This window comes from Streptomyces sp. LUP47B, from assembly GCF_001746295.1.
Taxonomy (GTDB): Bacteria; Actinomycetota; Actinomycetes; order Streptomycetales; family Streptomycetaceae; genus Streptomyces.
The window spans coordinates 176,435-201,576 of record NZ_MJAH01000001.1 but is presented as its reverse complement, the minus strand read 5'-3'; the positions used below and the strand labels follow the sequence as shown (position 1 = coordinate 201,576).

At 67.0% G+C, this 25,142-nt stretch carries 19 protein-coding genes and 3 pseudogenes; 16 read left to right on the top strand and 6 right to left on the bottom strand.

What is annotated here, in order from left to right:
• The first annotated feature begins 11 nt into the window (after positions 1 to 11).
• From BFN33_RS00890 to BFN33_RS52535, 4 genes are all read left to right on the top strand, one after another.
• On the top strand, positions 12 to 926 hold the full coding sequence (locus BFN33_RS00890; RefSeq protein WP_069757900.1) for a TauD/TfdA family dioxygenase: 915 nt from the start codon (positions 12 to 14) through the stop codon (positions 924 to 926).
• A 3-nt stretch (positions 927 to 929) separates the two neighbouring features.
• Complete coding sequence (locus BFN33_RS00885) at positions 930 to 1,259, top strand: darcynin family protein (protein ID WP_069757899.1); 330 nt, start codon at positions 930 to 932, stop codon at positions 1,257 to 1,259.
• Positions 1,246 to 2,238 carry a hypothetical protein gene (locus BFN33_RS00880; RefSeq protein ID WP_069757898.1) on the top strand — a complete coding sequence of 331 codons (993 nt, stop codon included), beginning with the start codon at positions 1,246 to 1,248 and terminating at the stop codon, positions 2,236 to 2,238. The genes BFN33_RS00885 and BFN33_RS00880 overlap by 14 nt, the downstream gene beginning before the upstream one ends.
• 431 nt (positions 2,239 to 2,669) lie before the next feature.
• On the top strand, positions 2,670 to 2,867 hold the full coding sequence (locus BFN33_RS52535) for a hypothetical protein (RefSeq protein WP_218108965.1): 198 nt from the start codon (positions 2,670 to 2,672) through the stop codon (positions 2,865 to 2,867).
• A 225-nt stretch (positions 2,868 to 3,092) separates the two neighbouring features.
• Here the strand turns inward: BFN33_RS52535 and BFN33_RS53905 are convergent, their stop codons facing one another.
• Positions 3,093 to 3,800, bottom strand: coding sequence for a DUF6083 domain-containing protein (locus tag BFN33_RS53905; protein WP_256122574.1), 708 nt, complete (start codon positions 3,798 to 3,800; stop codon positions 3,093 to 3,095).
• 520 nt (positions 3,801 to 4,320) lie between these two features.
• Here BFN33_RS53905 and BFN33_RS00870 point away from each other — a divergent pair.
• Positions 4,321 to 5,097, top strand: coding sequence for a polysaccharide lyase family 7 protein (locus BFN33_RS00870; RefSeq protein WP_069757896.1), 777 nt, complete (start codon positions 4,321 to 4,323; stop codon positions 5,095 to 5,097).
• A 201-nt stretch (positions 5,098 to 5,298) separates the two neighbouring features.
• Here BFN33_RS00870 and BFN33_RS53900 read toward each other — a convergent pair whose 3' ends face one another.
• The gene (locus BFN33_RS53900) at positions 5,299 to 5,424 is read right to left on the bottom strand and encodes a hypothetical protein (protein WP_256122573.1); all 126 of its coding nucleotides are present in this window, start codon (positions 5,422 to 5,424) and stop codon (positions 5,299 to 5,301) included.
• A gap of 174 nt (positions 5,425 to 5,598) precedes the next feature.
• On the opposite strand from BFN33_RS53900, the pseudogene BFN33_RS49130 reads away from it, so the two are divergent.
• Positions 5,599 to 5,821, top strand: a pseudogene (locus BFN33_RS49130) (transposase); the annotation flags it as partial.
• 74 nt (positions 5,822 to 5,895) lie between these two features.
• Here BFN33_RS49130 and BFN33_RS00865 read toward each other — a convergent pair.
• Positions 5,896 to 8,307, bottom strand: coding sequence for a right-handed parallel beta-helix repeat-containing protein (locus BFN33_RS00865; protein WP_176742269.1), 2,412 nt, complete (start codon positions 8,305 to 8,307; stop codon positions 5,896 to 5,898).
• A gap of 355 nt (positions 8,308 to 8,662) precedes the next feature.
• On the bottom strand, positions 8,663 to 9,694 hold the full coding sequence (locus BFN33_RS00860) for an aldo/keto reductase (RefSeq protein ID WP_069757895.1): 1,032 nt from the start codon (positions 9,692 to 9,694) through the stop codon (positions 8,663 to 8,665).
• Positions 9,695 to 9,800: 106 nt separating this feature from the next.
• On the opposite strand from BFN33_RS00860, the gene BFN33_RS00855 reads away from it, so the two are divergent.
• From BFN33_RS00855 to BFN33_RS00820, 8 genes are all read left to right on the top strand, one after another.
• Positions 9,801 to 10,820 (top strand): alcohol dehydrogenase catalytic domain-containing protein, encoded by a 1,020-nt coding sequence (locus BFN33_RS00855; protein WP_069758873.1) that lies wholly within the window; start codon positions 9,801 to 9,803, stop codon positions 10,818 to 10,820.
• Entirely contained in the window at positions 10,817 to 11,578 is a 762-nt protein-coding gene (locus BFN33_RS00850) for an SDR family oxidoreductase (RefSeq protein WP_069757894.1), read from the top strand. Before BFN33_RS00855 ends, BFN33_RS00850 begins: the two co-directional genes overlap by 4 nt.
• 1,121 nt (positions 11,579 to 12,699) lie before the next feature.
• The gene (locus BFN33_RS00845; protein ID WP_069757893.1) at positions 12,700 to 14,070 is read left to right on the top strand and encodes an ABC transporter substrate-binding protein; all 1,371 of its coding nucleotides are present in this window, start codon (positions 12,700 to 12,702) and stop codon (positions 14,068 to 14,070) included.
• 1 nt (position 14,071) lies between these two features.
• Complete coding sequence (locus BFN33_RS00840) at positions 14,072 to 15,025, top strand: carbohydrate ABC transporter permease (protein WP_069757892.1); 954 nt, start codon at positions 14,072 to 14,074, stop codon at positions 15,023 to 15,025.
• A 2-nt stretch (positions 15,026 to 15,027) separates the two neighbouring features.
• A complete protein-coding gene (locus tag BFN33_RS00835; RefSeq protein WP_218108941.1) occupies positions 15,028 to 15,930 on the top strand; it encodes a carbohydrate ABC transporter permease in 903 nt (300 codons plus the stop codon).
• A 31-nt stretch (positions 15,931 to 15,961) separates the two neighbouring features.
• Positions 15,962 to 17,143, top strand: a complete 1,182-nt coding sequence (locus tag BFN33_RS00830; protein ID WP_069757890.1) for a mandelate racemase/muconate lactonizing enzyme family protein — start codon at positions 15,962 to 15,964, stop codon at positions 17,141 to 17,143.
• Positions 17,140 to 17,478, top strand: a complete 339-nt coding sequence (locus tag BFN33_RS00825; protein ID WP_069757889.1) for an L-rhamnose mutarotase — start codon at positions 17,140 to 17,142, stop codon at positions 17,476 to 17,478. The genes BFN33_RS00830 and BFN33_RS00825 overlap by 4 nt, the downstream gene beginning before the upstream one ends.
• Complete coding sequence (locus tag BFN33_RS00820; protein WP_176742268.1) at positions 17,475 to 18,311, top strand: amidohydrolase; 837 nt, start codon at positions 17,475 to 17,477, stop codon at positions 18,309 to 18,311. Before BFN33_RS00825 ends, BFN33_RS00820 begins: the two co-directional genes overlap by 4 nt.
• On the opposite strand, the gene BFN33_RS00815 is transcribed toward BFN33_RS00820, so the two are convergent.
• A complete protein-coding gene (locus BFN33_RS00815; RefSeq protein WP_069757887.1) occupies positions 18,296 to 19,078 on the bottom strand; it encodes a FadR/GntR family transcriptional regulator in 783 nt (260 codons plus the stop codon). The genes BFN33_RS00820 and BFN33_RS00815 overlap by 16 nt on opposite strands.
• Positions 19,079 to 19,167: 89 nt before the next feature.
• Here BFN33_RS00815 and BFN33_RS00810 point away from each other — a divergent pair.
• Positions 19,168 to 19,953, top strand: a pseudogene (locus BFN33_RS00810) (hypothetical protein); the annotation flags it as partial.
• Between the two features lie 79 nt (positions 19,954 to 20,032).
• Positions 20,033 to 20,440, top strand: a pseudogene (locus BFN33_RS55320) (IS110 family transposase); the annotation flags it as partial.
• A gap of 393 nt (positions 20,441 to 20,833) precedes the next feature.
• Here the strand turns inward: BFN33_RS55320 and BFN33_RS00800 are convergent.
• The gene (locus tag BFN33_RS00800; protein WP_069757885.1) at positions 20,834 to 24,910 is read right to left on the bottom strand and encodes a discoidin domain-containing protein; all 4,077 of its coding nucleotides are present in this window, start codon (positions 24,908 to 24,910) and stop codon (positions 20,834 to 20,836) included.
• Between the last annotated feature and the right edge of the window lie 232 nt (positions 24,911 to 25,142).

Below are 25,142 nucleotides of genomic sequence, written 5' to 3'. Positions count from 1 at the left end.
GGGACCAAGCCATGACAGTTGCCCAGAACACCCTGCGACTGACCGCCATCGGCGACGGTGACGGCATGATGATCACACCCACCGGTACCGAAGCCGACTTCACCGAGCTCTACCAGGCCGGCCTCGACGGCCTGCTCGCCGACACCGGGCACCTCCTCATTCGCGGATTCGCTCCCAGCGTCGAGGAGTTCAACGAGCTGGTGCGCCGCTACAGCTCGCGCACCACCCTCGATCCGGCCCGCACCTTCCACGGCAACTCCGCCCAGAAGGTCGACTCCGGGCACGACCCGATCGGCCTCCATCTGGAGAACGGGGCCACGCCCTTCGCCCCCGACCTGCTCTGGTTCCACTGCGTCAAGGCGGCCAAATCCGGCTCCGAGACCACCGTCTGCGACGGCTTCAGGGTCTGGGAGGCGCTGTCCGAGCGGGCGAAGCAGATCTTCACCGACAAGCCCGTGCAGTACACGCGCAACAACGTGCCGCAGGCCATGTGGCAGCGGCTCGCCGCTCACCTCACCGGCGGGGGCGCCGATGCGGCCGAGATGACGGTCGACCACCTCTACGCCGTGTCGAACAAGGGCGCCGACGTCCTCTTCGCCGAGGCCACCGACGGATCCCTGACCTACGAGTACTCGGTGTACGCGGCCCACCCCACCCGCACGTCCTCGCGCATCGCCTGGGCCAACAGCATCCTGGGGCCCTCGTTCAACTACGAGGCACCCGCGATCCGCTTCGCCGACGGCTCCGCGATACCCGACGACGTGATCGCCGAGTACACCGCGGTCACCGAGAAGGTCACCGAGGAGATCCAGTGGGAGGACGGCGACATCGTCCTCATCGACAACACCCGTGTCATGCACGGCCGCCGTGCGATCACCGACCCCGAACGCACCATCCTCAACGCCCAGAGCTACGCCAGGAGCTGACCCGTGAAGTACGGCATCGTCATCCGCTACGAATTCGACCGCTCCTGGCTGCAACTCAGCCGCGAGCAGCGCGGTGCGAAGGAGGAGGTCTTCCAGAAGGAGATCGTCGGGCCGTTCGCCGACAAGATGTCGGTCCGTCACTTCGACGCCGAGGCGTTCGCCACCAACTACTCCGACTTCCTGCTCGTCGAGACCGACGACATCAAGACCTACTACTACTTCATCGAAAAGCTACGGGACAGCGAGTTCATCGCCCAGGGCTGGGTGCACCTGCGCGACATCTCCATCGGGCTGCAGGACGGCTACAAGGAGTACGAGAATGACCAGGCCTGACCAGTTCGACTCCATCGCCGAGGCCGTCCGCACCGAGCTGGCCTCGGTGACCCGCCTCGCGCACATCAACACCTTCCACCCCGGTGCCTTCGACTGGACGGAGGCAGGCACTCAGGCGGAGCACGAGTTCGTCTCCGTTGTCGCCTACGGCGAGAGAGGCCACGAGGCCGAGGCCGTCGCCTACCTCACCAAGGAGCTGGCCCAGCTCGCCGAGATCGAGCGCCACGTCAGCACGGTCATGGCCATGGTGATGGGGGAACTGCACGGCCTGCGCGACGCCATCAACCTCGGGCACGAGCTGCACAACGCACTGTCCTGCTTCGCCGCCGAAGAGATCCAGCACGCCAACACCTTCTACCGGTACGTGCGGGCCCTCTCCGGCGCCGAACCCCGCGTCGACAACGCCCTGTTCGACGAGCGGCTCGAGGTCTTCCGCACCGACGACCACCCCTACGTCAAACTCGTCGCGCTGTGCTGCTCGGCGTACGTCGGGGAGTCAGTGATCACCGTGTTCGAGCACCGTACCGACGCGCTCGACCCGGACCGGGCCCGCTTCTTCACCCGCCTCCTGCACACGCACGGCCTCGACGAGGCCCGGCACGTGAAGTTCGACCACGTGGCGATGAAGCTGATCTACCCGGCGCTCACCGCCGAGCAGCAGCAGCGGGTCCGCGAGCTCCTCGACCAGATCGAGGAGCTCAACCGGAAGCTGGCCGCAACCTTCGAGGAACACACCCGGCAGCTGCTCGGCGTCGACTTCGTCACCGGCAACCCGGCGGCCGCCGTGCAGCTACAGATGACCAAGGCGTTCGGCGGCAAGGTCTTCGCCGACGACGGCACGCTCTACACCGTCGACGAGATCCTCGACGACGAACTCACGCGGCTCATCACCGAATTCTCCGGCATCGACCGGGTGCACGCCGCCGCCCTCATGCCGCCGCCGGTGAAGCTGCCGAGCACGGTGGGGGGCACGTCATGACGTCCTCGGCGGTAGGGGCGGGCGCCCGCCCGAACGCCGCGGCGCCCGCCCGCTCGACGGTGGCCGGGGGCAAGGTCGCCTCTCGTAAGCGTACGAGGAGGGCTCCAAGTAATGTCACGACGACGGGGGGAGGGCGGAGACGAGTAGCAAGCCAGCGTTCGTCAAAGTGCACCCGCAGCGAGGGGTGCCCCGGCCCCTCTGAGCCAGCGAGGGTGGCGTCCCGGAAGTGGTGGCCCGGCTGGCCGTGCACGACCGTCCGTGCTGGTCTGGACGAGGGCCTCAAGGACCTTCGTCAGCTGGATCAGCTCATGAACGAGGCGCTCGAGGAGGTCCCGAACCGGACTGGGAGAGGCTGCGGGAGGGCTGTTGTCGGCGGCCCTTGCAGGTGCATCGAGGTAGGAACGGTCAAGGAGTTGAGGATCGCTGCGGCGGTGATTGCCCTGCTCCTGGCCGCGATGGACGCCACCGTCACCCCTGACGAGCGCACAGATACCGCTACGCCCCGCGACCCCATTGACGACGCCGAAGCCCGCCTGGCCTACGTAGCAGTCACCCGCACCCGCCAACGCCTCGACCTGGGCGGCCTGTCCTGGATCCACAACCACCCTGACGGCACCCCGCCCGGCTAGAACAATTTCCGGGCTGCACATCAAACGGATGCGTGCCCTCCCTGCACAGGGCCGCGGAGAGAAGACCAAGCCGAGGATGAACGCCATCGGAGGCACATGCTGGTGCTGCCACCAGGCTCCGACTGGATCTGCGAGATTTCTCGGCACCCCGCTTGGCGCCGTTCTGAACAACACGCCGGAAGAGGCCACGAGCCGACGGAGCGCGGGGGAGCCGGGAAAGTCGAATCAGTGGCCGCAGTAGATGCTGCCGGCCATTGAGGTCGGCAACGTCGAGATGAGACATGGCTTCCGAGCAGCGCGCACACCAGGGCCGCCGGATCTCAGTCTGGCAACGGGAATCGAGGCGGGCAGTGCGAAGGACTGATGGCGGCGCGCAACGAGCCGGGTGGCAAAGACCGTACCGAAGCGCTTGCGGTCTGCCCCTACCGGGCCGCTGCCGGCGCCGCCCATCGATATCAGAACGCAGGTGCTGCCCATCAGTGACCTGCATTGGCCCGATGCAGGGCGTCTGTTCCTCAGGACGTCACGGGCGGCAGAGCACCGCTTCAGGCGTCTGGCTGGGCGGTGAGGCCGGGGGAGGGGTGAAGTGCCGGCGTCGATCAGGCGGCGGGAGCGTACGGCCAGCGCTCGGCGCAGCCCGGCCAGCTCGGGGGGAGGCGGGGGTGTGTCGCGGGCGGGGCAGAGGACGGCATGCGGCAGGCGGCACCAGCTGCTGCCGTCTCCGGCGGGGTGGGCCACGCTGGAGCTGACATGCCAGCGGCTGGCTTCGGGCACCTGGGCGGCGGGCAGTTCGTGCGGGTGCAGAGGGACCGGGTGCGGATCGCTGCGGTGGTACCACTCGATCGGGTTGCCGCAGTCGCGGCACCGGCCGCTCTGGCCGCAACGCAGCAATCGGCCGGCGCTGCCGGGAGTGACCTGCAAAGAGCGACGCATGCGGTGAGCGGGGACCGGACTGGTATCCCGATGGCATGGGGGCGGGAGAGGAGCAGTGCATGCGCGCGAACCTGCCAGCCGACACGCCGAACCCGTGACAGCGCTGCCGCCGGATCGCCCACTCGGCCTCACCCAATAAAACGGAAGTGCGAGGAGGTGACCGCGTGTTCGGGGTGGTCTCGCCGGTTTGAGTGATCTGCGGCAGGTGCCCGGGCGGGCTGTCAGCCCTCGCTCGGCCCGGCAGGTCGCGCCCGCGGCACAGCGTCGCGAAGAGCTCGTCGAACGGGGTGCCCAGGGCGTGGGCGAGGGCGTGCAGACATCCTGCCAGGCCGCTGGGCGCATCGGCGGTCCCGCGGCGGTGCCCCGCAGGCATCGGGGCGCTTGCAAGGAGGCTGAGGGCTTCCCGTGCACCTCTTGACGGAGTTGGTCCAGACCACTAGCTTCACGGCTCACGGATGTACACATACGCATTCAGTGTTCAACATACTGAACGGCTTCTTGAGTGAAAGGCCGCCCCCACATGAACCGTTCTCGGCTCTTCGCGGCAGCGACCGCCTCGTGCCTCGCCCTTGCGCTCACTGTTCTCATCAGTGGCAGTGCGGGCGCGGCCAATCCGAATGTCGCGCCCGGAGGAAACTTCGACCTGTCCGTATGGCAGCTCCAGGAGCCGGTCGGCTCGCCGGGCTCCCCAACCGCGATCTCCTCCTCTCGACTTCAAGGCGCCAACGGATTCCAGGACGCGTACTTCTACACCGACACCCGCGACGGTGCGATGACCTTCTGGGCCCCCGAGAAGGGCGTGACCACGCCGAACTCGAACTACGCCCGGTCCGAGCTGCGGGAGATGAACCGCAACGGCAGCGCCGCCGACTGGAACCTCAGCGGCAACCACCGCTTGAGTGCGACCCTGCGCGTCGTTTCCGTGACCAAGAACGTCTGTGTTGGCCAGATCCACCTTGGGTCCGGAGGCTCCTCCACGAAGCCCCTGTTGGAGCTGTACTACCGCTCCAACGGCGACATCGTGCTGGGCACGGAGAACTCTCCCGCCGGTGGCCAGACCCTGCACAACGTGGGGAACACCCCGGTCGGAAAAACGTGGACATACGCCATCGCGGTCTCCGGTGGAAACACCATCGAGCTCACCGTTAACGGCAGCACCACCCGCTACGGCATTCCCTCGTCCTTCTTCCCATACAAGCAGTACTTCAAGGCCGGCTCCTATAACCAGTCATCCTCGGACAGCACTACGAAGGGCGCTCGCGTCGCCTTCTACGGACTGAACAGCCAACACAGCTGAGCTGGCTATGGAGCGGCGCAATGAGAAGAGCACCCGGCCGACCTGCGAAAGACGACGATAAGGATCACCAGACACGCCGCCGCGGCGGCGTGTCAGCGATGAGCAATGGCCGTATCGTGTTCTACAACCCCATGGCCTTGTCGGCGCCGACACCGAATTCCTGCTGGACCGATCGCCAAGAGCGCTCCGAGCAGAGCCACTTCACAGCTGGTACGGGTCGGCGAGACCGGTCACCGCCACACCGGAACGCCGGGAGATCAGTCCGGGAAGTTCACGTACGCCGCTGTACGTGGTGTTGAACCTCCACACAGCTTCGTGGCCGGTCACCCGTCACGTGAATGCCACCTCGTAGGCGAAAGCGCTGCCCGGCGGGAGCGAGTGTCGAGATCGACATCGCCGTCATCGGCGGCGGGGCCGGCAAGGCGGGTGACGTCCGTGGCGAACTGCGTCTTCTGGCTCTCGATCGACCGGATGATCGACGATGCTGCTGGACGCCGCATCCGAATCACCGCGTTCGCGAGCTTCCCGTCGGCGCACTGGAAGAAGACCTGGTCGACGAACCCGCTGGGACGGCTGGTCCGGGAAATGAAGCGGCGAGCTGGTCCAGGTCTTTCCTAACCCCGCCGCCCTGGACCTGCTCGCCGCCGCGGTCCTGGCCGAACTCCACGACGAGTGGCAGGTCTTCGACCGCCGCTACCTCTCCGAAGCCTCCATGGCCGAACTCTTCACCACCCAGCCAATCGAAACCGGACCGCAGATCACCCCACGCGCCCGTCGTCGACCCTCCGTGAGCGGCAGCTACGGCGTCGTTGCGGCTGTTACGGCGCCGGAGTCGAACTGGTTGATCGCCGATTGGGCGGTGTCGTGGGACGTGGAGAAGATGCCCGCGTCCTGCTTCGCTGCGGCGGAGGCCAACGTCACGGGCTGACCGACCGGGACATAGTTGGCACCGTCGTAGGAGTACGAGGCGCTGAATGACGTGCCCGATCGGGTGAGCTTCACCCAGATGGGACGGTAGATGTCGACGCTGGCGCGGGCCTCGGTGTCCAGGTACCCGTCGCCGTTGCTGTCCCACTCGAATACGACGCCGTTGCGGGCGGTAACCGCGACGACGGCATACCCGGCCGACTCTCCCGCCTTGGTTATGTCGTTGCGGACCATGACCCCGGACTTGGCCCAGGCGTTGGCGTCGTTGACCGACACTACCCGGGTGGACACGCTCGAGTCGGCGTGGAACGAACCGGCCCGGTAGATCGATCCGAACTGGTCGTCGTGTTGGCCGCCGGCGCCCCACACGTCGGCGCCGGCCGCCGCGATGCCGTAGCTGTCGCCGCTCTGGCCGAAGTACGAGCTGAGGGCCGAGCCTGCGGCAGTGGCGAGGCCGGGTGCGACCGGTGCATGAACCGCGCACCCGCTGAAGCCGAACTGGTTCGCGTTGAGCGACGTCCGGTACTTCGGCGCGACACCCGCCTGGCAGATCACGTCTCGTGCGCCCGCGGGCCAGTTGGCGCCGGCGACCTTCACGTTGTTGATCAGTTTGTTGTTGTGGGCCCCGGCGTTCGGCGTCGACGCTCCGCCCGAGTTGTACCAGTTGTTCTGGATGACGTTGTCGCTGGTGTTGTTGCGGAGGCTGTAGGCGTTGGTGAAGAGGAAGGAACCGCCTTGGACGACGTTGTTCTCGTACGTCATCGAGCGCGAGCCCTCGTCGAGGTAGAGGCCGACGCCTGAGATGTTGAACAGGTAGTTCTTGGCGACCACGGTCCCGGGGCTGGCGGAGAGGTTGTAGACCGATCCTCCGTCGGCGAAGCGGGCCTTGGTGTTGTGTACGAGGTTGCCCTCGACGCGGTTGTCCCTGAGCGTGGTCGGCGTCGTGTAGAGCGTGTTCCACTTGTAGTAGCCGCGGTCGACGTAGTCGTTCGATCCTCCGGCGTCGTTGATGCCCCAGCCGTAGCCGGTGTCGATACCGTCATAGGGGACGTTGGAGACCTCGTTGTGCAGGATGCGGGCGCCTGTGACGTAGGTGCTGAAGATGCCGCTGTTGTCTTTGTAGTCCACCGCCACGCGATTGATTGTGTTGTCGGAGATCAGGATGTCCCGGTTGGTCATCCTCGGGTCGCTGGGGTGGTGTGCGTCAGGCAGCACGCCGCCGACCGCGATGCCGTGCCCGCTGTTCTCCGTGAACCGGTTGCCGACCACGTCGATGTCGCTGGCGCCCAGGCCGACGCCGGTCACCGTGGCGTTGGCGTCGTTTCCGACGCCGAGGGCCGACTGGCCGAGGTTGGTGAATGTGTTGCCGGTGAACGAGATGCGGCTGGCAGCGGAGACCTGCACGGCGGCGGGTTCCTGGTACCAACTGGTGCGGGCTCGCTCGAACATCTCGCATCCGCGTGAGCAGCTGGTGAAGGCGTCGGCGGGGCGGTAGTCGTAGGTGCCCTTGATGAAGAGGCCGTTCTGCTGGTCGGCATACCCGTCGGTCGAGGGGCCGAGCCAGGAGGTTCCGGAGAACTGGATGCCCTTGAAGGCAAGGCCGGTCACCGGCTTGCCGTACGTCCCGCCGATGCTGATCAGTGTCTGCAGGCGGGGCAGCTCGATGTCGAGCCGGTTGGGGTCGACCCCGTTCGCCGGCTTGTAGTAGAGCTTGCCGGCGCCCGGATCTATGTACCACTGGCCGACCTGGGTGAGGAAGCTCAGTGAGTTGTCCAGGTACCAGCTCGGGCCGGCCAGGAATGAGTTCTGGACGGTGTCCCAGCCCCAGGTGTTGTTGTCCCACGCCGGCTGCGCCATCTTGATCTCGGTGGCGCTGATGCTCTGAACCGGCGAGTAGCGGTTGGTGAAGTCGCCGAGGGACTCGAACTCGATGCGTCCTTGGTCGGGGAGCGTGGCGAGGTAGCTCAGGGCCGGGTTCTTGATGGTGAGACCGGTTGCGGTGGGAGTGACGTCCGAGTTGGCCAGGCGGATGGCGGCGCGCGGGGCGATCACGCCGTTCACGTAGAGCTGACGGGTGTCGAGGCCGCTGGGGGTGTCCGCCTCCCAGATGCCTGTCCCTGCCGCGGACTTGGACCAGCCGGTGACCTTCGAGGCGCCGGTGATGACGGGGTGAGCGTCCGGGGCGGCGTTCCAGTGGATGGTGTGTTCGCCGCCGTCATTGCCGGGTCCGAACCGCAGGGGCTCGGAGAGGTGGTACGTGCCGTCGGCGAGCTGAACGCTCACGTCACCATGTTTGGCGGCGGGGCCGACCACGTGCTGGGCCCGCTCGAGCGAGCACGGCTGCGACTGGCTGCAGTGTCCGGAGTCCTTGCCGTCCGGCGCTGCGAAGTACACCGTCCGAGGCGCGGCTTGTGCTTGCAGGGGATTGAGCGCTGAGGCGATGACGGCGCAGACGCCGAGGGCTGCCAGGGTGCTCGCCCTGTGCCTCCATCGTCTGCTCACCGAGCGGGTCGAGTCTGACGTCGATGTCATGTTCGATCGCTTCCTGTGACTGGGGCGTTGATGCCCGCCACAGGGTTAGCATACGTATGATGTTTGCGACAAGATTCGTACGATGCTTACTTGAGCCCCTGGAGCACTAGCTGGTGCGGGTGGGGTCGGGGACGAGTCCTGTGAAGTGCAGCTCTTCCCAGAGTGCCTCTGGGATCACGGCCCGATAGCGTGCGACATTGCTTCGCACATGCTCCTGAGTGCGCATCCCGGTCACCACCGAGGTGACCGCGGGATGGCGCAGCGGGAACTGGATCGCGGCCGCGGGGAGTTCCACGCCGTGTCGCTCACAGACCGCGGCGATGCGGGCGGCACGTTCGACGACGGCCCGCGGCGCTGCCCTGTAGTCGTACGTCGCCGAGCCGTCCACGGCCGTAGTGCTCAGCAGTCCGGAGTTGTAGACCGCCGCGGCGACGACGCCGACGCCGTGGGCGCTGGCGACGGGGAGCAGGTCGTCCAGTGCCGATTGATCAAGAAGGGTGAACCGCCCGGCGACCATCACCACATCGACGTCGGTCTGCCTCACGAACTCGGCCAGCATTGCCGCTTGGTTCATGCCGGCGCCAATGGCACCGACGACGCCCTGGTCCCGAAGCTCGGCCAGAGCGGCGATCCCGCTCGACGAGGCCGCACTCCAGTGGTCGTCAGGGTCGTGCAGGTAGGCGATGTCGAGCCGGTCCGTCCCGAGCCGAGCCAGTGACTCCTCCACGGAGCGAAGGATCCCGTCGCGGCTGAAGTCCCAGACGCGCCGTTTCGTCGCCGGCACGATGAACCCGTCGTCGTCGAGCCGGTGACTTGTGTCCGGGCTGTCCACGAGCAGGCGCCCGACCTTCGATGAGATGACCACATCTTGCCGAGCGGTCGCGTGCAGGGCGTTCCCCAGGCGGCGTTCGGACAGCCCGAGGCCGTAATGCGGTGCGGTGTCGAAGTAGCGGATCCCTTCCTCGGCTGCGGTTTTGACGGCGCGATGCGACTCGTCGTCGGTTGTCTCGGTGAACAGGTTGCCGAACTGTGCTGCACCCAGGCCCAACTCCGTGAGCTGGTGCCCGGTTCGCAGTCCTCGGGTCGGCAGCGTCTGTTGCGTTGATCTGTGGGCGCGCGGTGGTTGCTTGCTGGTCATGAGACCGACTATAACGGCGACAGCATACGTATTATGTTTCGTTGTGGGGCTGCGCGGAGCTGTGGGCCGGCGCGTCCTGCGGCACAGCAAGAAGGAGCCGATCGGCATGTTGGCAGCAAGTTACCTAGGCGCGCGCACGATGACGGTCGAGGAGCGGGAACCAGCCGAGCTGCGTGCAGGGGAGGTCCAAGTCGCTGTGGCGTATGTCGGAATCTGCGGCACGGACCTCCACGTGTTCCACGGGGACATGGACGGTCGGGTCAGCAAGCCGGCGACGATCGGACACGAGATGTCAGGCACGATCGTCGCCCTCGGCGCCGGCGTGGAGGGCTGGTCGGTGGGTGATGCGGTGACCGTCATGCCGCTGGCCTGGGACGGCACCTGTCCGGCCTGTCGCGCGGGGAACGAGCACATCTGCCAGCACCTGGACTTCATAGGCATCGACAGCCCCGGAGCCCTTCAGGAGCGCTGGAATGTACCGGCGTCGACACTTGTGCGGCTGCCCTCGGAGATGTCGCTGCGTGATGCCGCGCTCGTGGAGCCGGTCGCGGTGGCCGTTCACGACGTACGGCGTTCCGAACTCGTCGCAGGCAGCAAGGCGGTCGTTATCGGTGCGGGCCCGATCGGCGTTCTGATCGCCATCGTCGCTGCCGCGTTCGGTGCCGAGGTCGTGATCGCCGAGATCGACCCGACCCGGCGGGCCGCCGCCGAGGAGATGGGGCTGACGACGCTGGACCCCTCGTCGGTCGATCAAATCGCCTGGGTGGAGGAGTGGACGGACGGCGCCGGAGCGGACGTCGTGTTCGAAGTCTCCGGCTCGGCCGCTGCCGTGCTCGGTGCCACCAGCTTGGCGAAGGTCCGTGGCACGCTGGTGGTGGTGGCCATCCACTCGCAACCGCGGCCCATCGACCTGCACCGCGTGTTCTGGCGGGAGCTGAGGTTGCTCGGTGCACGGGTCTACCAGCGTCACGACTTCGAGCGCGCCATCGAGCTCCTGGCCGAGGGCGCCATCCCGGCCCAGAAGCTCATCACGGGCATCGTGTCCCTGAATGAACTCGGATCAGCCTTCGGTGTCCTCGAGGCCGGGCAGGCGATGAAGCTGCTCGTCGAGGTGGGCGCGTCATGAACCCGTTCGACCTGACCGGGCGCCTCGCCGTCGTGACGGGGGCCAAGCGTGGAATCGGGTTCGCCGTCGCCGAGGCTCTGGCCGCTGCCGGTGCCGACATCGTCGGACTCTCCGCCACCCTCGATCCGGCGTCATCGGCGATCGGCGACCGCGTGCGCCAGCTCGGCCGCGCATTCTCGGGACACCGCGTCGACTTCGCGGACCGGCGCCAGGTGATCCGGATCGCCGAGGAACTCGCCGCAGGCGAGCGCCCGGTGGACATCCTGGTCAACAACGCCGGGACCATCCACCGGGCTCCCGCCGCAGAGCACCCTCTGGAATGGTTCGACGAGGTACTCGAAGTCGACCTCACGAGCACGTTCGTACTCAGCCAGGCTCTCGGGCGGCGGATGCTGGACGCACAGCACGGACGCATCGTCTTCACCGCCTCCCTGCTCTCGTTCCAGGGCGGGATCAACGTGCCGGGCTACGCGGCCGCCAAGTCCGGCATGGCGGGACTGATCCGGGCGCTCTCGAACGAGTGGGCTGGATACGGTGTGACTGTCAACGGCATCGCACCGGGCTACATCGCGACCGACAACACCCAAGCGCTTCAGGACGACCCTGACCGGTCCCGCGCGATCCTTGAGCGGATACCGGCGGGGCGGTGGGGGACGGCGGAGGACCTTGCAGGCGCTGCTGTGTTCCTGGCCTCGGACGCCGCGCGCTACGTCTCCGGGACGATCCTGCCGGTCGACGGCGGCTGGCTCGGACGATGAGGCGCTGCGAACGCCCGCCGGTGGTGACAACGCTCCGGCGGGAAGTGGTGAGGGCAGTCTGATGGGCGGGCACGTGCTGACCGTCGGGGAGACGACGGCGCTGTTGCGCGCCGCCGACGTCGGCGACCCCGCCGAGGTGACCGGCGCTCGCAGCGCGACCGGTGTGCGGACAGCAACGTTGCCACGGGCCTCAGCCGGCTCGGTATTCAGGCGGTCGGGGTGAGACGAGTCGGCGCCGTCGCCCTCGGTTGGCGGGCCGTTCGCGCCATCGCAGGGCAAGGGGTTCGACGCGAAAGTCACCGTCGATACCGACGTACCGGATGCGCTGGTTGGAGACGGGCTGTCGATGCCCTGCGATTCGGCGGAGCTGGAATCGCAGGGGCACGTGTGGCCTGAAGGGCGGGCCAGGCCGGCGCAGGCGGTGGACCACCAGCGCATTCTGCAGGCGCTCGCGGACCGCCTCCGGCTCGGTCAAGGACCGCTGACCTGCCAGGAGCCGGCCGTCCTGTTCCGCATGGATGTGGCGCCAGCGGGTGGAGCCGCTGCGGTCGTAGGCGAGGCGTCTGGTTACGCGAGGCCGGCTCGCCGAGTTGGCGCCGGGTTGGTTCACGCTTGCCCAGGGTGTCGCAGCCGGGCAAGTCCGCGGGTGCCCATCAGGTGAGCGAAAGTGCCGACAGCGGCTCTCGCGGATCACTGCGCGCAACCGGTCCTGGAGCTCACCGGCCAGTGGTCGTGCCGGCGTGGGCAGAACGCACAGATCCGGTCCTGCGGCGGGAAGCCGGCGGTCATCGCCCGCAATTGATGCCGTCGACGGGGCGGCGGATCACTGTCGCCCGGTGGCGGTGAGTCTCCGGCTGAGCGGCTCAATCACCCGTCGATGCAGCCGCGTTGAAGTCCCGGCGTGAACACGTACAGCACGGCAACAGAGTCGCGGGATCTCGGTTGGTTTCGCGACCTGGAACTGCCGCAGCCGACGGCGCCTCCCGAACAGGACCACCGTTCGACGCGCACCTTTCCAGAGCAGAACGACGCCAGCGACTCAGATGATGACAAACATCATACGTATGCCCTACAGTCCTGGCGCAGAGTCGTCAACGAAGTCGACAAGACAAGGACATCCCATGGTCGGAACCCATACTGTGGTGCGTTCGCGCCGTAAGGCGTCGACCGTCGCCGTACTGGGCGCAGCAACGGCGCTCCTGGCCCTCGCTGGGTGCGGCGGCGAAGGCAGCTCGGCGAACGGGGCGTACGGCTTTCCCGAAGCCAAGCAGGAAGCCTCCTCGACGATCACCGTCTGGGTGGACGCGGACCGACAGGCTGCCGCGAAGGCGTTCCAGGCGGAGAACCCGGACACCAAGATCAAGGTCGTCACCTATGACGGGTCGGCCAACGGGTCCAACTCCTTCCGGACGAAGATGCAGCTCTTCGACCGCGCCGGTAGCGGCTGGCCCGACGTCGTCTTCTCCAGCCAGAACAACGACGCGGCATGGGCCAGCCAGAAGAGCGGCGGCAAGCAGGCGTTCGCGGCCGTGTTGGACAAGGGCCTGGTCCCGAAGGACATGCTCAGCAACTTCACCCCAGGCTCGCTCAACCCCTGCACGGTGGACGGCCGCGTGTACTGCCTGCGCAACGACCTCGCCCAGGCGGTGCTCTGGTACGACAAGTCCCTGCTGGAGCAGTTCGGCTACGCCCTCCCGACCACGTGGGAGGAGTACCAGGCGCTCGGGCAGAGGGTCGCCAAGGAGCACCCCGGCTACATCATCGGGACGGCTGGGGATGCCTGGACGCCCGAGGTGTTCATGTGGGCGAGCAAGTGCCGGGCCAATGACGTGCCCGGCCCCAAGTCCCTCACGGTGAAGACCGACTCGACCGAGTGCAAGCGGGCGGCCTCGATGCTCGACGCCCTCCGCCAGAACGGGACCGTGCCGGTGGTCAGCGTGTTCACTCCCGAGTTCTTGAAGAAGTACTCAGGCAAAGTGCTGATGATGCCGGGCCCGGCCTGGTACGCCGGCGCAATCTTCAACAACCCTCAGTCGCTCAACATGTCGGCCGGCCGACTCGGTGTCGCCGCGCCGCTGCCGTGGAAGGGCGAGAGCGAGGCTGTCACAGGCAACGTGGGTGGCGGAACCTGGTTCATCTCCAGCCACTCGAAGAACCTGAAGGCCGCCGAGAAGTTCGTCCAGTTCGTCACCACGGCCGACGACTACCAGGTCAATGTCGCACCGGGCTACCCGGCGTACGCGCCCGCCGCCCAGAAGTGGATAGCCAAACAGGAGGCGAGTAAGTACTACGCCACCTCGCTGCAGCCGGTGGAGACCGCAGCCTCACAAGTCTGGGCTGGCTGGGGTTACCCCACATTCAGCCAGGAGGCGATATGGGCGAAGACGATGACCCCAGGGATTACGGGCGGCAAGTCGATCGTTGACCTGCTGCCGACCTGGCAGAAGGCAATCGAGAACCAGGCCGAGGTCAACGGATACAGGGTGAAGTGACATGACCCTCGCTCCGTTGAGTGACCAGCCGACCGCTGACGCCTCCGGGCGTCGGCGGTCAGGCCGGGGCAGAGGTCAGCCAGCCGGCCGCACCTTCGCTCGCAGTCCGATCGGCTACCTCTTCGTCTCGCCCTACGCGCTGCTCACCATCGTCTTCGGCATCGTCCCCTCGCTCTACGCAGTACTACTGGCCTTCACGAACGCCGACGGTGGATTCGCCGGCTTCGACAACTTCACCAAGGTCGTCGGTGACTTCCGGTTCTGGCCGGCCGTGTTCCATGTGACCACCTACCTCATCATCTGGCTCCTCGGGCTGGTCATCTTCGTCGTCGGCCTGGCATTGGTGGTCCACGCCATCAGCGTGCGGTGGGTGAGCACATCCCTGCGCTTCGTCTACTACCTGCCCGGCGCGCTCGCGGGCGCGTCCAGCGTCCTGTTGTGGCTCTTCGTCCTCGATCCGACGGCGAGCCCTGTCAGCAGTCTGCTCAGCGCAATGGGATTCGACAGCTTCGTGCAGGTGATCCAACCCGGCAACCTTCCGGCGATCTTCGCCATCATCGCGTTCTGGACCGGAGCCGGCGGGTGGATCATCATCATGTACGGCGCCCTCAACAACATCAGCACCGAAGTGATCGAGGCCGCCCGCATCGACGGCGCGAACGCCGTCCAGATCGCGTTGCGGATCCAGCTTCCGATGCTGCGCAAATGGGTTGCGTACATGGGCGTCATGTCACTCGCGGCCGGCACCCAGCTGTTCGTCGAGCCACAGCTGCTCAGCCAGGCCAGCAACGCAGTGGTGCCCAACGACTACTCGCTCAACCAGCTGGCTTACCAGTACGCCTTCCAGCAGAACGACTTCAACGGCGCGGCCGCAATCTCGCTGATCCTGCTGGTCGTCGCACTCCTGCTGTCCTGGGTGTTCGTGACGCGCGGCGACCTCTTCGAGAAGGAATGACCATGACAGCACTCTCCGCCGGACGCCGCCGGCCGAGCCTCAGCGGGTGGAGCGGGCGGTCCATCGCCGGCGTCCTGCTCGCCGTCTTCGTCCTGTTCTTCGCCATCCCGATCCTCTGGCTGCTCCTGGCGGTCACGAAGTCCTCGAAGGCGCTCGTCGTCGCCGACCCGTTTTCGCTCGGGTCGTGGTCGGACTTCGTCGCCAACTGGCATCAGCTCTTCGACTTCCAGGACGGGGCGGTGACCACCTGGATCGGGAACTCTGCGCTCTACGCGATCGGCGCTCTGGTGATCACGCTCCTCGTGAGCATCCCCGCCGGCTACGCCCTCGCGCTCACGGAGTTCAGGTTTCGGCAGGCGCTGCTCGTGCTGACACTCGTCGTCATGCTGATCCCCAGCACCGCACTAGTGCTGCCCATCTTCCTGGAGCTGAACAGCGTCGGCCTGATCGGAAGCCCGCTGTCGGTGATCCTGCCGATGTCGTTCTTCCCGTTCGGCGTCTATCTCACCTACATCTACTTCTCGACCAGCATCCCTCGTGACATCCTCGCAGCCGCGCGCATCGACGGCTGCAACGGTTTCCAGGTCTTCACCCGAGTCGCCCTTCCGCTGGCCGCCCCGATCGTCGCGCTGGTGGCGTTCTTCAGCTTCGTACAGAACTGGAACAACTTCTTCCTCCCGTTCGTGATGCTGCCCTCGAGCGACGGCTACCCGATCCAGGTCGGACTCACCTCGCTTCTGGCGTCAACTCCGGCTTTCAATCCCAGCTCCGCAGGATCCGACTCCGTCCAGCTGCCCACCTTGGCGCTGGGGACGATCGTGTCGATCCTGCCCGTCCTGGTCGTCTTCCTGTTCTCCCAGCGATTCCTGGTCGCAGGCATGACAGCGGGAGGAACCAAGGAATGACCGCTCGCACATGCAAGGAGAAGCATCGCCGATGAAGATCACCGGGTACCGCAGCCTGAACACCGTTCACGACTGGGGCAGAATCACCGGGGACGTCAACGGTGTCCAGCCCAGCCACGCCACGCCGGTCCCCGTCCTCATCATCGAGACCGACACCGGCATCGAGGGGATAGGCCTCGGGTCCCACGCCGACATCGCCCGTGTCTTCCCCGCGATCGAGGGCGATGACCCGCGGTCGGTCGTGGCTCTCTACGACCGAATGCTCGACTGGGTCTTCAAGGCCGGTCACTCAGGATCCACCTTCGGCACCATCGGAGCCGTCGACATGGCCCTCTGGGACATCAAGGCGAAAGCCGCTGACGAGCCGCTCTGGCGAACCCTCGGGGCCCGGGAGCGCTTCGTCCCCGGGTACGCCTCCGGTCTCGAGTACGGCCTGACCGAGGACGAACTCGCCGACCTCTACGGCAGGTTCGCGGACCGCGGATTCAAGGCCGGCAAGCTCAAAGGCGGCCGTGACCTCGACCGCGACCTGCCCCGGCTGGAGATCATGCGCGACATTCTCAGCCGCAACTCCCGCAGGCCGGCGCTCATGTTCGACGCCAACGAGTCGTGGAACCACGCCCAAGCGGCCCGGTATGTCGCGGCCATCGAACAGCGCATAGACCTCACCTGGGTGGAGGAACCGCTGCGCCGGTGGGATGCGGCCGGCATGGCCGCGCTGCGCGGGAAGATGCGCGCGGCGATCGCAAGCGGCGAGAACCTGACCGGGTTGGAGCAGTACCGCCCCCTGCTGGACGCCAACGCGGTCGACATCGTGCAGGTCGGCAACGTGTGGGGGATCACCCACTTCCTCCGTGTTGCGACGCTCGCGCACGCCCACGATCTGCCGGTGAGTCCCGTCGCGTACAACGCGAACCCGGTGGCGCACGCCGCCGCCGCCGTGCCGAACCATCTGGCCTTCGAAGTCCAGGATCTTCTCTTCCCCGTCGGTCTCGACGTCGACCAGCAGTTCGACGACGGAGGCATCGTCCTGGGTGATCGCCCAGGCATCGGGATCGTGGTCGACGAGTCCCAGATGTCACCGGCCGGCGCTGTGACGCCCCGGCCCGCGGCGACCGGACCGCACATCCGGCCCGAACGTGCTGCCCTGCGGCTGGTCGCCGAGCCGGACGTGATGGATGCCCCGTCGCACCGCGGAGGCCGATCCTCGTGACCCGTCGACCTGAGCGCAGAGCCTTCGTCGTAGGTGTGCGGCCCGACAAGCGCGAGGAGTACCTGGCGCTGCATCGTGCCGTGTGGCCGAGCGTGGAGCGAAAACTCACCGAATGCAACGTGCGCAACTACAGCATCTTCATCTTCGGCGACATCCTGTTCGCCTACTACGAGTACGTCGGCGAGGACCACGAGGCAGACATGCGAAGGATCGCCGAGGACTCGGCTTCGCAGGAGTGGTGGACGCACACCGACCCGTGCCAGGTGAGGATCGCCGAGGAGCGTGATCCCGGGGCGCTGTGGCAGCCTGTCGAGGAAGTGTGGCACCTCGCATGAACGCCGGTATTGACGCCCACGTGCACCTGTGGGATCGAGCCGTGAACCCGCAGGACTGGATCGACGCGCAGACCATGGCGCCGATCGCCCGCGACTTCGGCGCCGCCGATCTGAGTGAGATGTTGGCCTCGACCGAAGTCGACCGTGCCGTGGTCGTGCAGTCGAGCAACAGCCTTGATGAGAGCATCCGGCTCGCCAAGCTGGACTCATCAGCCATCGCCGGCCTCGTCGCGTGGGTCGACCTCGCGGCGGAGGTCGGACCTCAGCTCGACCAGATCCGCGAGAGCGCCGCTGTCCCCGTCGTCGGGGTGCGGCATCTTGCCCACATCGATCCGGACCCGGAGTGGATGACGCGCGAGGAGATCAGCGCGGGCCTCGCCGTACTCGAGCGTGAGGACCTCTGTTTCGACCTCGTCCTGCGTAGCTGGCAGCTCCCTCAGGCAACCCGCCTGGCCGCACGTTACAGCGGACTCCGCTTCGTCCTCGATCACCTGGGCGCTCCGCCCGAGCCAGGGCAGGACAGGAGCACGTGGGTATCGCGGCTGCAGGAGCTCGCGCGACAACCGAACGTCGTCGCGAAGGTCTCGGGACTTACGTCGGGCCTCGCCCCCGGATCATGGCGTGCAGCCGATCTCGCCGCCCCGGTGACGACCGCCCTGGAATCCTTCGGCCCTGAGCGCCTGCTCTACGGCTCCGACTGGCCGCTGGCCGAGCTCGGCGGGGGTGCAGCACCCTGGAAGTCTGCTCTGCAGGCACTGCTCGACGGGCTTTCCGCCTCGGAACGCGCAGGTGTATTCGGAGGCAATGCTGCCGACGTCTACTCGCTCTCCTGATCGAGCGCTCGACCACGCGCCCGTGGCGCGTGGTCGGGCAGCCGACGACGCTCCCACGAGACGTGGATGTGATCATGCATCGCCTTCTGGGCCGCCGCGACGTCCTGCCTTGAGATGGCATCGACGATCGCCGCATGTTCCTTCAGCGTCAGTGCGAACGCATCAGGCGGGTCGATGCCCTGGTAACGGCTGGACTCCACGGCTCGCTTGTACAGATGCTTGGCGATGTTCTCCGCCAGCCGGTTGCCGGAGATCTCCATGAGCGCGTAGTGGAACACCACGTCCGCCTGCCGGAAGGAGTCCGTCTCGGACGCGCTTTCACGCATCGCGGTCAAAGCGTTCTCCAGCCTCCTCAACCCATCTGCGCTGCGAGAACCGGCAACCGCCCCCGCCATCGCCGACTCGAGGCTCGCCCGCACGACCGTCAGCTCGTCAAGGACACCGAGCGTCTCATCGTTGTCGATCAACGCGGACAGCACCACCGGATCGAGCATGTTCCAGTAGCCCGGTGCCCGCACCTGGGTGCCACGACCCTGGGAGACGATCACCAGGCCCTTCTCCTCGAGCCGCTTCACCGATTCACGCAGCACCGTGCGACTCACACCGAAGTGCTCGCTCAGTGGACCCTCCGGGGGCAGCAACTCGCCTTCCTTCAACTGGCCCGTCACGATGAGGTCGACGAGCTCGGCAACGACTGCAACACCCAAGCGGCCGACGGGCAGGCGTGGCGGGAACAGACGGGTGGCGGGCTGCGACTCGTTTGGCATACGTATGACCTTATCGCTCAATCAATCTGCGGTCGAAGAGGTTCCTGGTCCCGGGTGCATACCGTCTTCCACGGCCTGTAGCCAGAGCGGCACCACTGTGGGAGGGCCTGCGCGCCGGATCGACACTGACCACGACCGGCCTGCGCGCCCGACTACAGGAATGTACGGGTTACGCCTCGGCGCCTGACGAGCGCACGGCACTGCAGCAGCGCAACCTCGACGACATTCTGGCCGTGACCCGCATCCCGGAGCGCACTCTCGAGTCACACTTGCGCTTTGCGACCTATACCTTCCGTGACATCGTGCACAACCGCCTCGGCGGCCGTAATCCGTTCAGCAACGAGGGCGTGCGATATTCCGGATCGCACGACGACAGCGCCCTCAATGCTGGCGTCGAGCGGTTCACGGCCGATCCGACGGCCGTGCGCGATCTGTCCTACGACAGTGACCTCACGGGGAAGATCGACATTCCCGTTCTCACGATGCACGCGATCAACGACCCGACAGCTTTCGTGGAACACGAGGCGGCCTACCGCGCTAGCGTCGAGGGCGCTCACCGGGGCTGGTACCTGGTGCAGACATTCACCAAGGAGAGCGAGCACAGTGAACTGAGCAACTCCGAATATGCCAACTCGATCACTGCGCTCGACACCTGGGTGCGTACCGGTAAGAGGCCTTCTCCGCAGACGATCGCAGCGTCCTGTTCGGCCTTCGACAAGACCTACGCCACCGGTTGCCTCTACGATCCGGCTTTCCAGCCAGCCGCGTACGCATCGAGGGTCAACCCCAGGTCTAACGGTCTGAAATGGCCTGCAATGACCACGCAGCAGGAGCATTCCTGGAGCCGGATCGACGGGGTCGGCATCGCTCCCTGACACCTCCAGGACGTGTGATGAGCTTGGCGGCGGAGCGTTCCCGGACCGCGAGAGTGCTGGTGTCGAGGATCGGAGGACGGTGACGGAACGTCACGAGCAGGTCTGGGCCGGCATCGATGCTGGCAAGGCCCATGGGCGGTCGGAGTCAACGCCAGCGGAGGGAAGGTGTTCTCGAGGAGGGTCGTCAACGTTGAGGACGAGATCCTGGTCCTGATCGTGGCCGCGTGCGAGATGGCCGACGAAGTGCGGTGGGCAGTGGACATCTGTGGCCGGGCCTCGACGCTGCCGCTGGCACTGTTGATCGCCAATGGCCAAAGCGTGGTCCATGTGCCTGCCCGCACGGTCAACCATGTCCGGTGCCTACCACGGTGACGGAAAGACCGACGCGAAGGACGCCCTGGTCATCGCCGACACCGTGCGTATGCGCCGGGACTTCACACCCCTGAGCCTCCTAGACGAGACCGTGGCCAAACTTCAGTTGCTCACCGCTCAGGGGCGACAGCAGACCGAGGCGCAGCGGCGCGCCGCAGAGTGCCCGGTGTGTCCTTCTCACAGCGTTTCCTTCTCTGCGGCATGTCTGAACGCCTCAGCAAGGGCGCACATCCGCCAGGCCGGCTCGGTACAGCATCACCACGACGCTGGGACCACCGCGACATGCGCACCCTCACAGGGGTTCGAGAACCCGACGTGGCTCCCTCGCGTTGACAGACGTCTCGCCCTCAGGGGGGTGTCGGGAGGGGCACATCTTTTGCGCGGAAGACGAGGTTCCCGGTTGGGCCGCCTGTGCGCGCTACCAGGCTGCGCCGTTGTCGGACATACGAGGCGACGGAGTCGGCCTTCACTTGAAGCCGAAGGTCGGCTCCGGGTGGGCGAGGTCCGGCTATGTCCGGCCTGTCACCTCGGGGACGTTGTAGCCCTCGGCTTTCAGCCCCGGCCGCGTCCCCTGGGCGTAGTGGGGCCAGGTCACAATGACCGTCCGGGACTCGCCGGGCAGCAGCCACATGTAGTTGTCGCTGTACTCGGCCGGCAGGACCCGGTGGCCGGAACCCGTGTCCACCAGGGACAGACGCACCATCGCCGCCACCGACGAGCCGCGGTTGGTCACCTTGGCGGTCAGCTCGTGCCGTCCGCCGGAGCCGGTCTGTGAGCTGGTGACGTCGACGGAGACCCTGGTCCGCCGCGCCTTGTTCAGGGCCTGCATGGCCTCCGGAGTCCTGTATCGCCAATACGTGTTCTCGGCGAGTGCCTTGCCGTCCTCGTCCGTGAGCCGCAGGCGCAGCAGGTACAGGCCGGGCAGGATGGCCTTCGGGTCGGCGGTGAATGCCTTCGCCGTTGCAGAGGCCGCGACGTCCACGGTCGCCTTCTGCTCGGCGGCCACTTGGCGGCCGTCGAGGTCGTACCAGCGGGCCGTCACGGTGGCCCCGCGGATCGGGCGCGGTGTGTGGTTGACGGCGATGACCTGCCCGTCGACCGGGCTCGCCTGCACGTGCACGGGCTCGGCGGCCTTGCGGGCGCCATAGTAGGCGCCGTTGACGTCGAAGTCGTAGTCGTATGTCTGCCACACCGTGCTGTACCAGGCGGGATGGGACATCCACAGCAGCAGGGCGCTCGCGTCGTCCCACAGGTGGGCATTCCACGCCTCGAACATGGCGCGGTGGTTCTCGTAGTTGAGGAACTGAGCCTTGCGGCAGAAGTCGTCCAGGTCCTTGGCCGTGCCGAGCCGGGTCTCGATGGCGGCGCGGTAGTTCTGCGGCGCCTGATTTCCCCTGGTGCTCCAGTCGTGGTAGTACCAGGCGCCGCCGACCGGCCACTCAGGCTCGTCGCCGACGAGGTTGCGCATGGTCTCGGCCGTGGAGACCACGGGCATGCCGATCTCGGTGTGGAAGCCGTAGTTCTTGCTGCCGTACGTCGTGGCGGAGAAGTACTTCTCCGGTTCCACCCATCCATAGGGGCCGCCGCCGGTGACGATGCCGTCGGCTGAGTTGTTCTGGTACAGCACACCGGGCGCCCCGGTGTGGACCGCGTCGCGCATGCCGTCGTTGATCGCGGCGGGCGGGTTGCCTTCGTTGGCCCCGCACCACACGACGACGCTGGGGTGGATGCGGTAGCGCAGCACCACGTCCCGCGCGGTGCTGTTGAACGCGTCGTGGTCCGGCGGGTCCATCGCCCAGGCGTTGGGGAAGTCGTTCCACACCAGCAGGCCGTGCTGATCACAACTGGCGTAGAACTCCTCGCGGTTGGAGCTGCCGACCCAGTTGCGGATCATGGTGAAGTTCATGTCGCGGTGCATGCGCACCGCCGTGTCCATGCGCTCGGCCGGCATCCGGCGCAGCAGTTCGTCCCAGCCCCAGTTGCCGCCCCGGCAGAAGACCCGCACGCCGTTGACGCTGATCTTCAGTGGCGCGATGGAGTTGTCGACCGACTTGACGTCCTTCCAGTCGGTGCCGTTGTCGGAGATCTGGATGGTGTAGGTCCGTGCGTACGCCTGCTCCCAGGTGATGGCCACGCGGTCGAAGCGCTCCGGTGCGCCGAGGTCGAACTGGATCCAGCTGTCGTCCTCGTAGAGGGAGGTCCAGCGGGTGTTGATGTCGCCGTCGACCGCATTGCCGGCGACCGTTCCCTCGCCCTCGGAGGACGCGGTGGCGGTCTTGCGCAGCGCCAGGTTGGTGCCGGGTCTGGTGCTGTCCACGACGGCCAGGTCCCACATCGAGAAGCCCCAGCCGGTGGCGCGGGTCCGGCAGAACACACGCATGTAGCGCGCGGTGACCGCATCGAATTCGACATTCTGCATGCTCGCCGCGCCCGAGGTGTTGAAGGGCAGCGGCGCGGCGCCGTTGTCGACGTCGCGCACGTCGGTCCAGACGGAGCCGTCGTCGGAGACCTGCACGGTGTAGGTCTTGGCGTATGCCTGCTCCCAGTCGATGGCGATCCGGTCGAAGGAGATGGGGGAGCCGAGGTCGACCTGAACCCATTGCTCGTCCTCGAAGGACGACGACCAGCGGGTGTCGCCGTTGCCGTCAGTGACGTTGTTTGCCGCGCGTGAGGGGTCGTCGGAGGACGACGCGGACGCCGTCTTGCCGAGGGCCAGATCGTCGCCGGGGGTGGAGCTGTTCAGGACCGACAGGGTCCACATCGAGGAGCCCCACTGAGTGGCGCGGGTGTGGCACAGGATGCGCACGTACCGAGCCTTCTGGCGCGTGAAGTCCACGGTCTGGGCGGAGATGTCGCTGCTCCACCGGAACGTCATCGGCACCGCGCCGTACTCGTAGCCGAACTGGCGTATGCCGAAGCGGGTGGTGCGGCGGTCGCTCTCCCGGCCGTCCGCGGAAGCGGTCAGCGTGAGGTCGTGCAGGTTCGGCTCGCCGTAGCCGTTGGGCCACCACAGCTCGGGGTCGCGCAGGCGTAGTTGCGGGAAGTCGGCGGGGGAGAAGGTGACGTCCGTGCTCTTGCCGCCGGGCACCGTCACGGTCCGGGTGACCTCGACGCGGCCGAACGCGGCGGTGACGGTGACGCGCTTGTCGGCACTGTCGGCGTTGCGCACCGGGACGACCACGGTCACCTCCGCCGTGCCGGTGTCGGGCAGATCGGGCAGAAGCGTGTCGACGCGCGGGTCGCCGATGACGGCGGCGCCGGTGGAGCGCAGCCGGACGTGGTTCCAGATGCCGGCCGCGCGGTCGCGCACCGCCGGCATCCAGTCCCAGCCCGAGGAGGCCAGGTAGGTGGGCGAGTTGCGGTTCATCATGTTGGCGCCCGCGTCCACGAACGCGAGGCCTGCCGGGCCCTTGTCGGTGGGGCTGCCGGGGAACGGCATCGGCGTGATCTTCACCGCGAGCGCCTGGCCGTCGGAGGACAGCAGTCTCGTGACGTCGTAGGAGGCACGGGAGAACGGGTTGGTGAAGGCGCCGATCCTGGTGCCGTTGAACCAGACCTCGGCCGTGTGGTTGACGCCGTCGAACTCCAGCCAGATGTGCCGCCCCGAGCCGGTCCGCAGGCCCTTGGGCAGGGTGAACTCACGCCGGTACCACCAGGAGTGCCGGGACAGGGCCTCGGGCGCGTGCAGGTTGTCGAACCCGGCCACCGGGTCGGGCAGCCGGTCCTGGTCCACCAGCGAGGTCAGCACGGTGCCGGGGACGGTCGCCGGAAGCCAGCGACTCGTGTCGTGCTCCGTCCGCGACAGAGCGGCACCGTCGGCATCGGCCCGGTCGTCCATCGTCAGGTCCCAGCCGGACTCCAGCGGGACCGTGCCGTCGGCGGCCACCTTCAGCGGCTGGGGGTGCCGCTCGCGCACACCCCAGTCCGTCCAGCCGGTGACCTCCGGGCGGCGGGTGCGGCAGGCGCCGTAGACCTGGAGGCCGTTGAGGCCGAGCGGGTTGGTGTTGGAGCGCTTGGTGACCGTCATGCGCACCCAGCGTGCGGTGACCAGCTCGGGCAGCGGGACGTCGATCTCGCCGCCCTTGCCGGAATCGGTGCGGTACACCGCCGTCCAGGACTTGTCGTCACGGGAGGTCTCGATGACGAAGGCCACGGCGCAACTGGACAGGATCTCCTGCCCGGTGGTGTTGTCGCGGGGGCTGCCGGTGGGAGATTCCTTGAACGGTGGATCGTCCGAGTTGGCCTCGAACACCAGCCGCACGGAGGAGACTTCGCACAGGGCCTGGAGGTCCACCTTGATCCACTGGGGGTCGCCGTCGGCGGCCCGCCAGCCACTGCCCCGGACCCCGCGTACCGCGAGGTCGTCCACGGCGAACTCGGCGGGTGTCGGGGCGTAGTCGGTCGAGGACACCGAAACCGGTCGGTACGCGGCGAGTTCGGCCGGGGAAGCGCCCCGGTCGGGGTGGCCGGTTTCGGCCGTGGCGGCGGAGGCGAGGGGGCCCATGCCGAGCCCGAATCCGGCCAGCAGGGTGGAGCCTGCCGAAAGCACGGCACGCCGGGGCAGTGCGGAGGACTGATTCGACATGAACAAGGCTCCGATCAGGCAAGACCGAGGAAGGGTGAGGTGGGTCGACCGGGATGGATGACAACGTTGCCAGCGGGTTGACAACGTTGCCGAACACTGCCGCCGCGCGACCGGGCTGTCAAGATGTCGGGCGCACTTCAGCTCTGTTTCTCTTAAATTAGGAATAAATATTGACATGCTTTCGGCCGGGCGTCACAGTCGTCGCCGTGACGCCGCAGGCTCCGGATCCAGC

What these genes read in the sequence shown, in the direction of transcription:
- BFN33_RS00890 (WP_069757900.1), top strand. Translation starts at nt 12, where the DNA reads ATGACAGTTGCCCAGAACACCCTGCGACTGACCGCCATCGGCGACGGT.
- BFN33_RS00880 (WP_069757898.1), top strand. Translation starts at nt 1,246, where the DNA reads ATGACCAGGCCTGACCAGTTCGACTCCATCGCCGAGGCCGTCCGCACC.
- BFN33_RS53905 (WP_256122574.1), bottom strand. Translation starts at nt 3,800, where the DNA reads ATGCGTCGCTCTTTGCAGGTCACTCCCGGCAGCGCCGGCCGATTGCTG.
- BFN33_RS00870 (WP_069757896.1), top strand. Translation starts at nt 4,321, where the DNA reads ATGAACCGTTCTCGGCTCTTCGCGGCAGCGACCGCCTCGTGCCTCGCC.
- BFN33_RS00860 (WP_069757895.1), bottom strand. Translation starts at nt 9,694, where the DNA reads ATGACCAGCAAGCAACCACCGCGCGCCCACAGATCAACGCAACAGACG.
- BFN33_RS00855 (WP_069758873.1), top strand. Translation starts at nt 9,801, where the DNA reads ATGTTGGCAGCAAGTTACCTAGGCGCGCGCACGATGACGGTCGAGGAG.
- BFN33_RS00850 (WP_069757894.1), top strand. Translation starts at nt 10,817, where the DNA reads ATGAACCCGTTCGACCTGACCGGGCGCCTCGCCGTCGTGACGGGGGCC.
- BFN33_RS00845 (WP_069757893.1), top strand. Translation starts at nt 12,700, where the DNA reads ATGGTCGGAACCCATACTGTGGTGCGTTCGCGCCGTAAGGCGTCGACC.
- BFN33_RS00840 (WP_069757892.1), top strand. Translation starts at nt 14,072, where the DNA reads ATGACCCTCGCTCCGTTGAGTGACCAGCCGACCGCTGACGCCTCCGGG.
- BFN33_RS00835 (WP_218108941.1), top strand. Translation starts at nt 15,028, where the DNA reads ATGACAGCACTCTCCGCCGGACGCCGCCGGCCGAGCCTCAGCGGGTGG.
- BFN33_RS00830 (WP_069757890.1), top strand. Translation starts at nt 15,962, where the DNA reads ATGAAGATCACCGGGTACCGCAGCCTGAACACCGTTCACGACTGGGGC.
- BFN33_RS00820 (WP_176742268.1), top strand. Translation starts at nt 17,475, where the DNA reads ATGAACGCCGGTATTGACGCCCACGTGCACCTGTGGGATCGAGCCGTG.
- BFN33_RS00815 (WP_069757887.1), bottom strand. Translation starts at nt 19,078, where the DNA reads ATGCCAAACGAGTCGCAGCCCGCCACCCGTCTGTTCCCGCCACGCCTG.
- BFN33_RS00800 (WP_069757885.1), bottom strand. Translation starts at nt 24,910, where the DNA reads ATGTCGAATCAGTCCTCCGCACTGCCCCGGCGTGCCGTGCTTTCGGCA.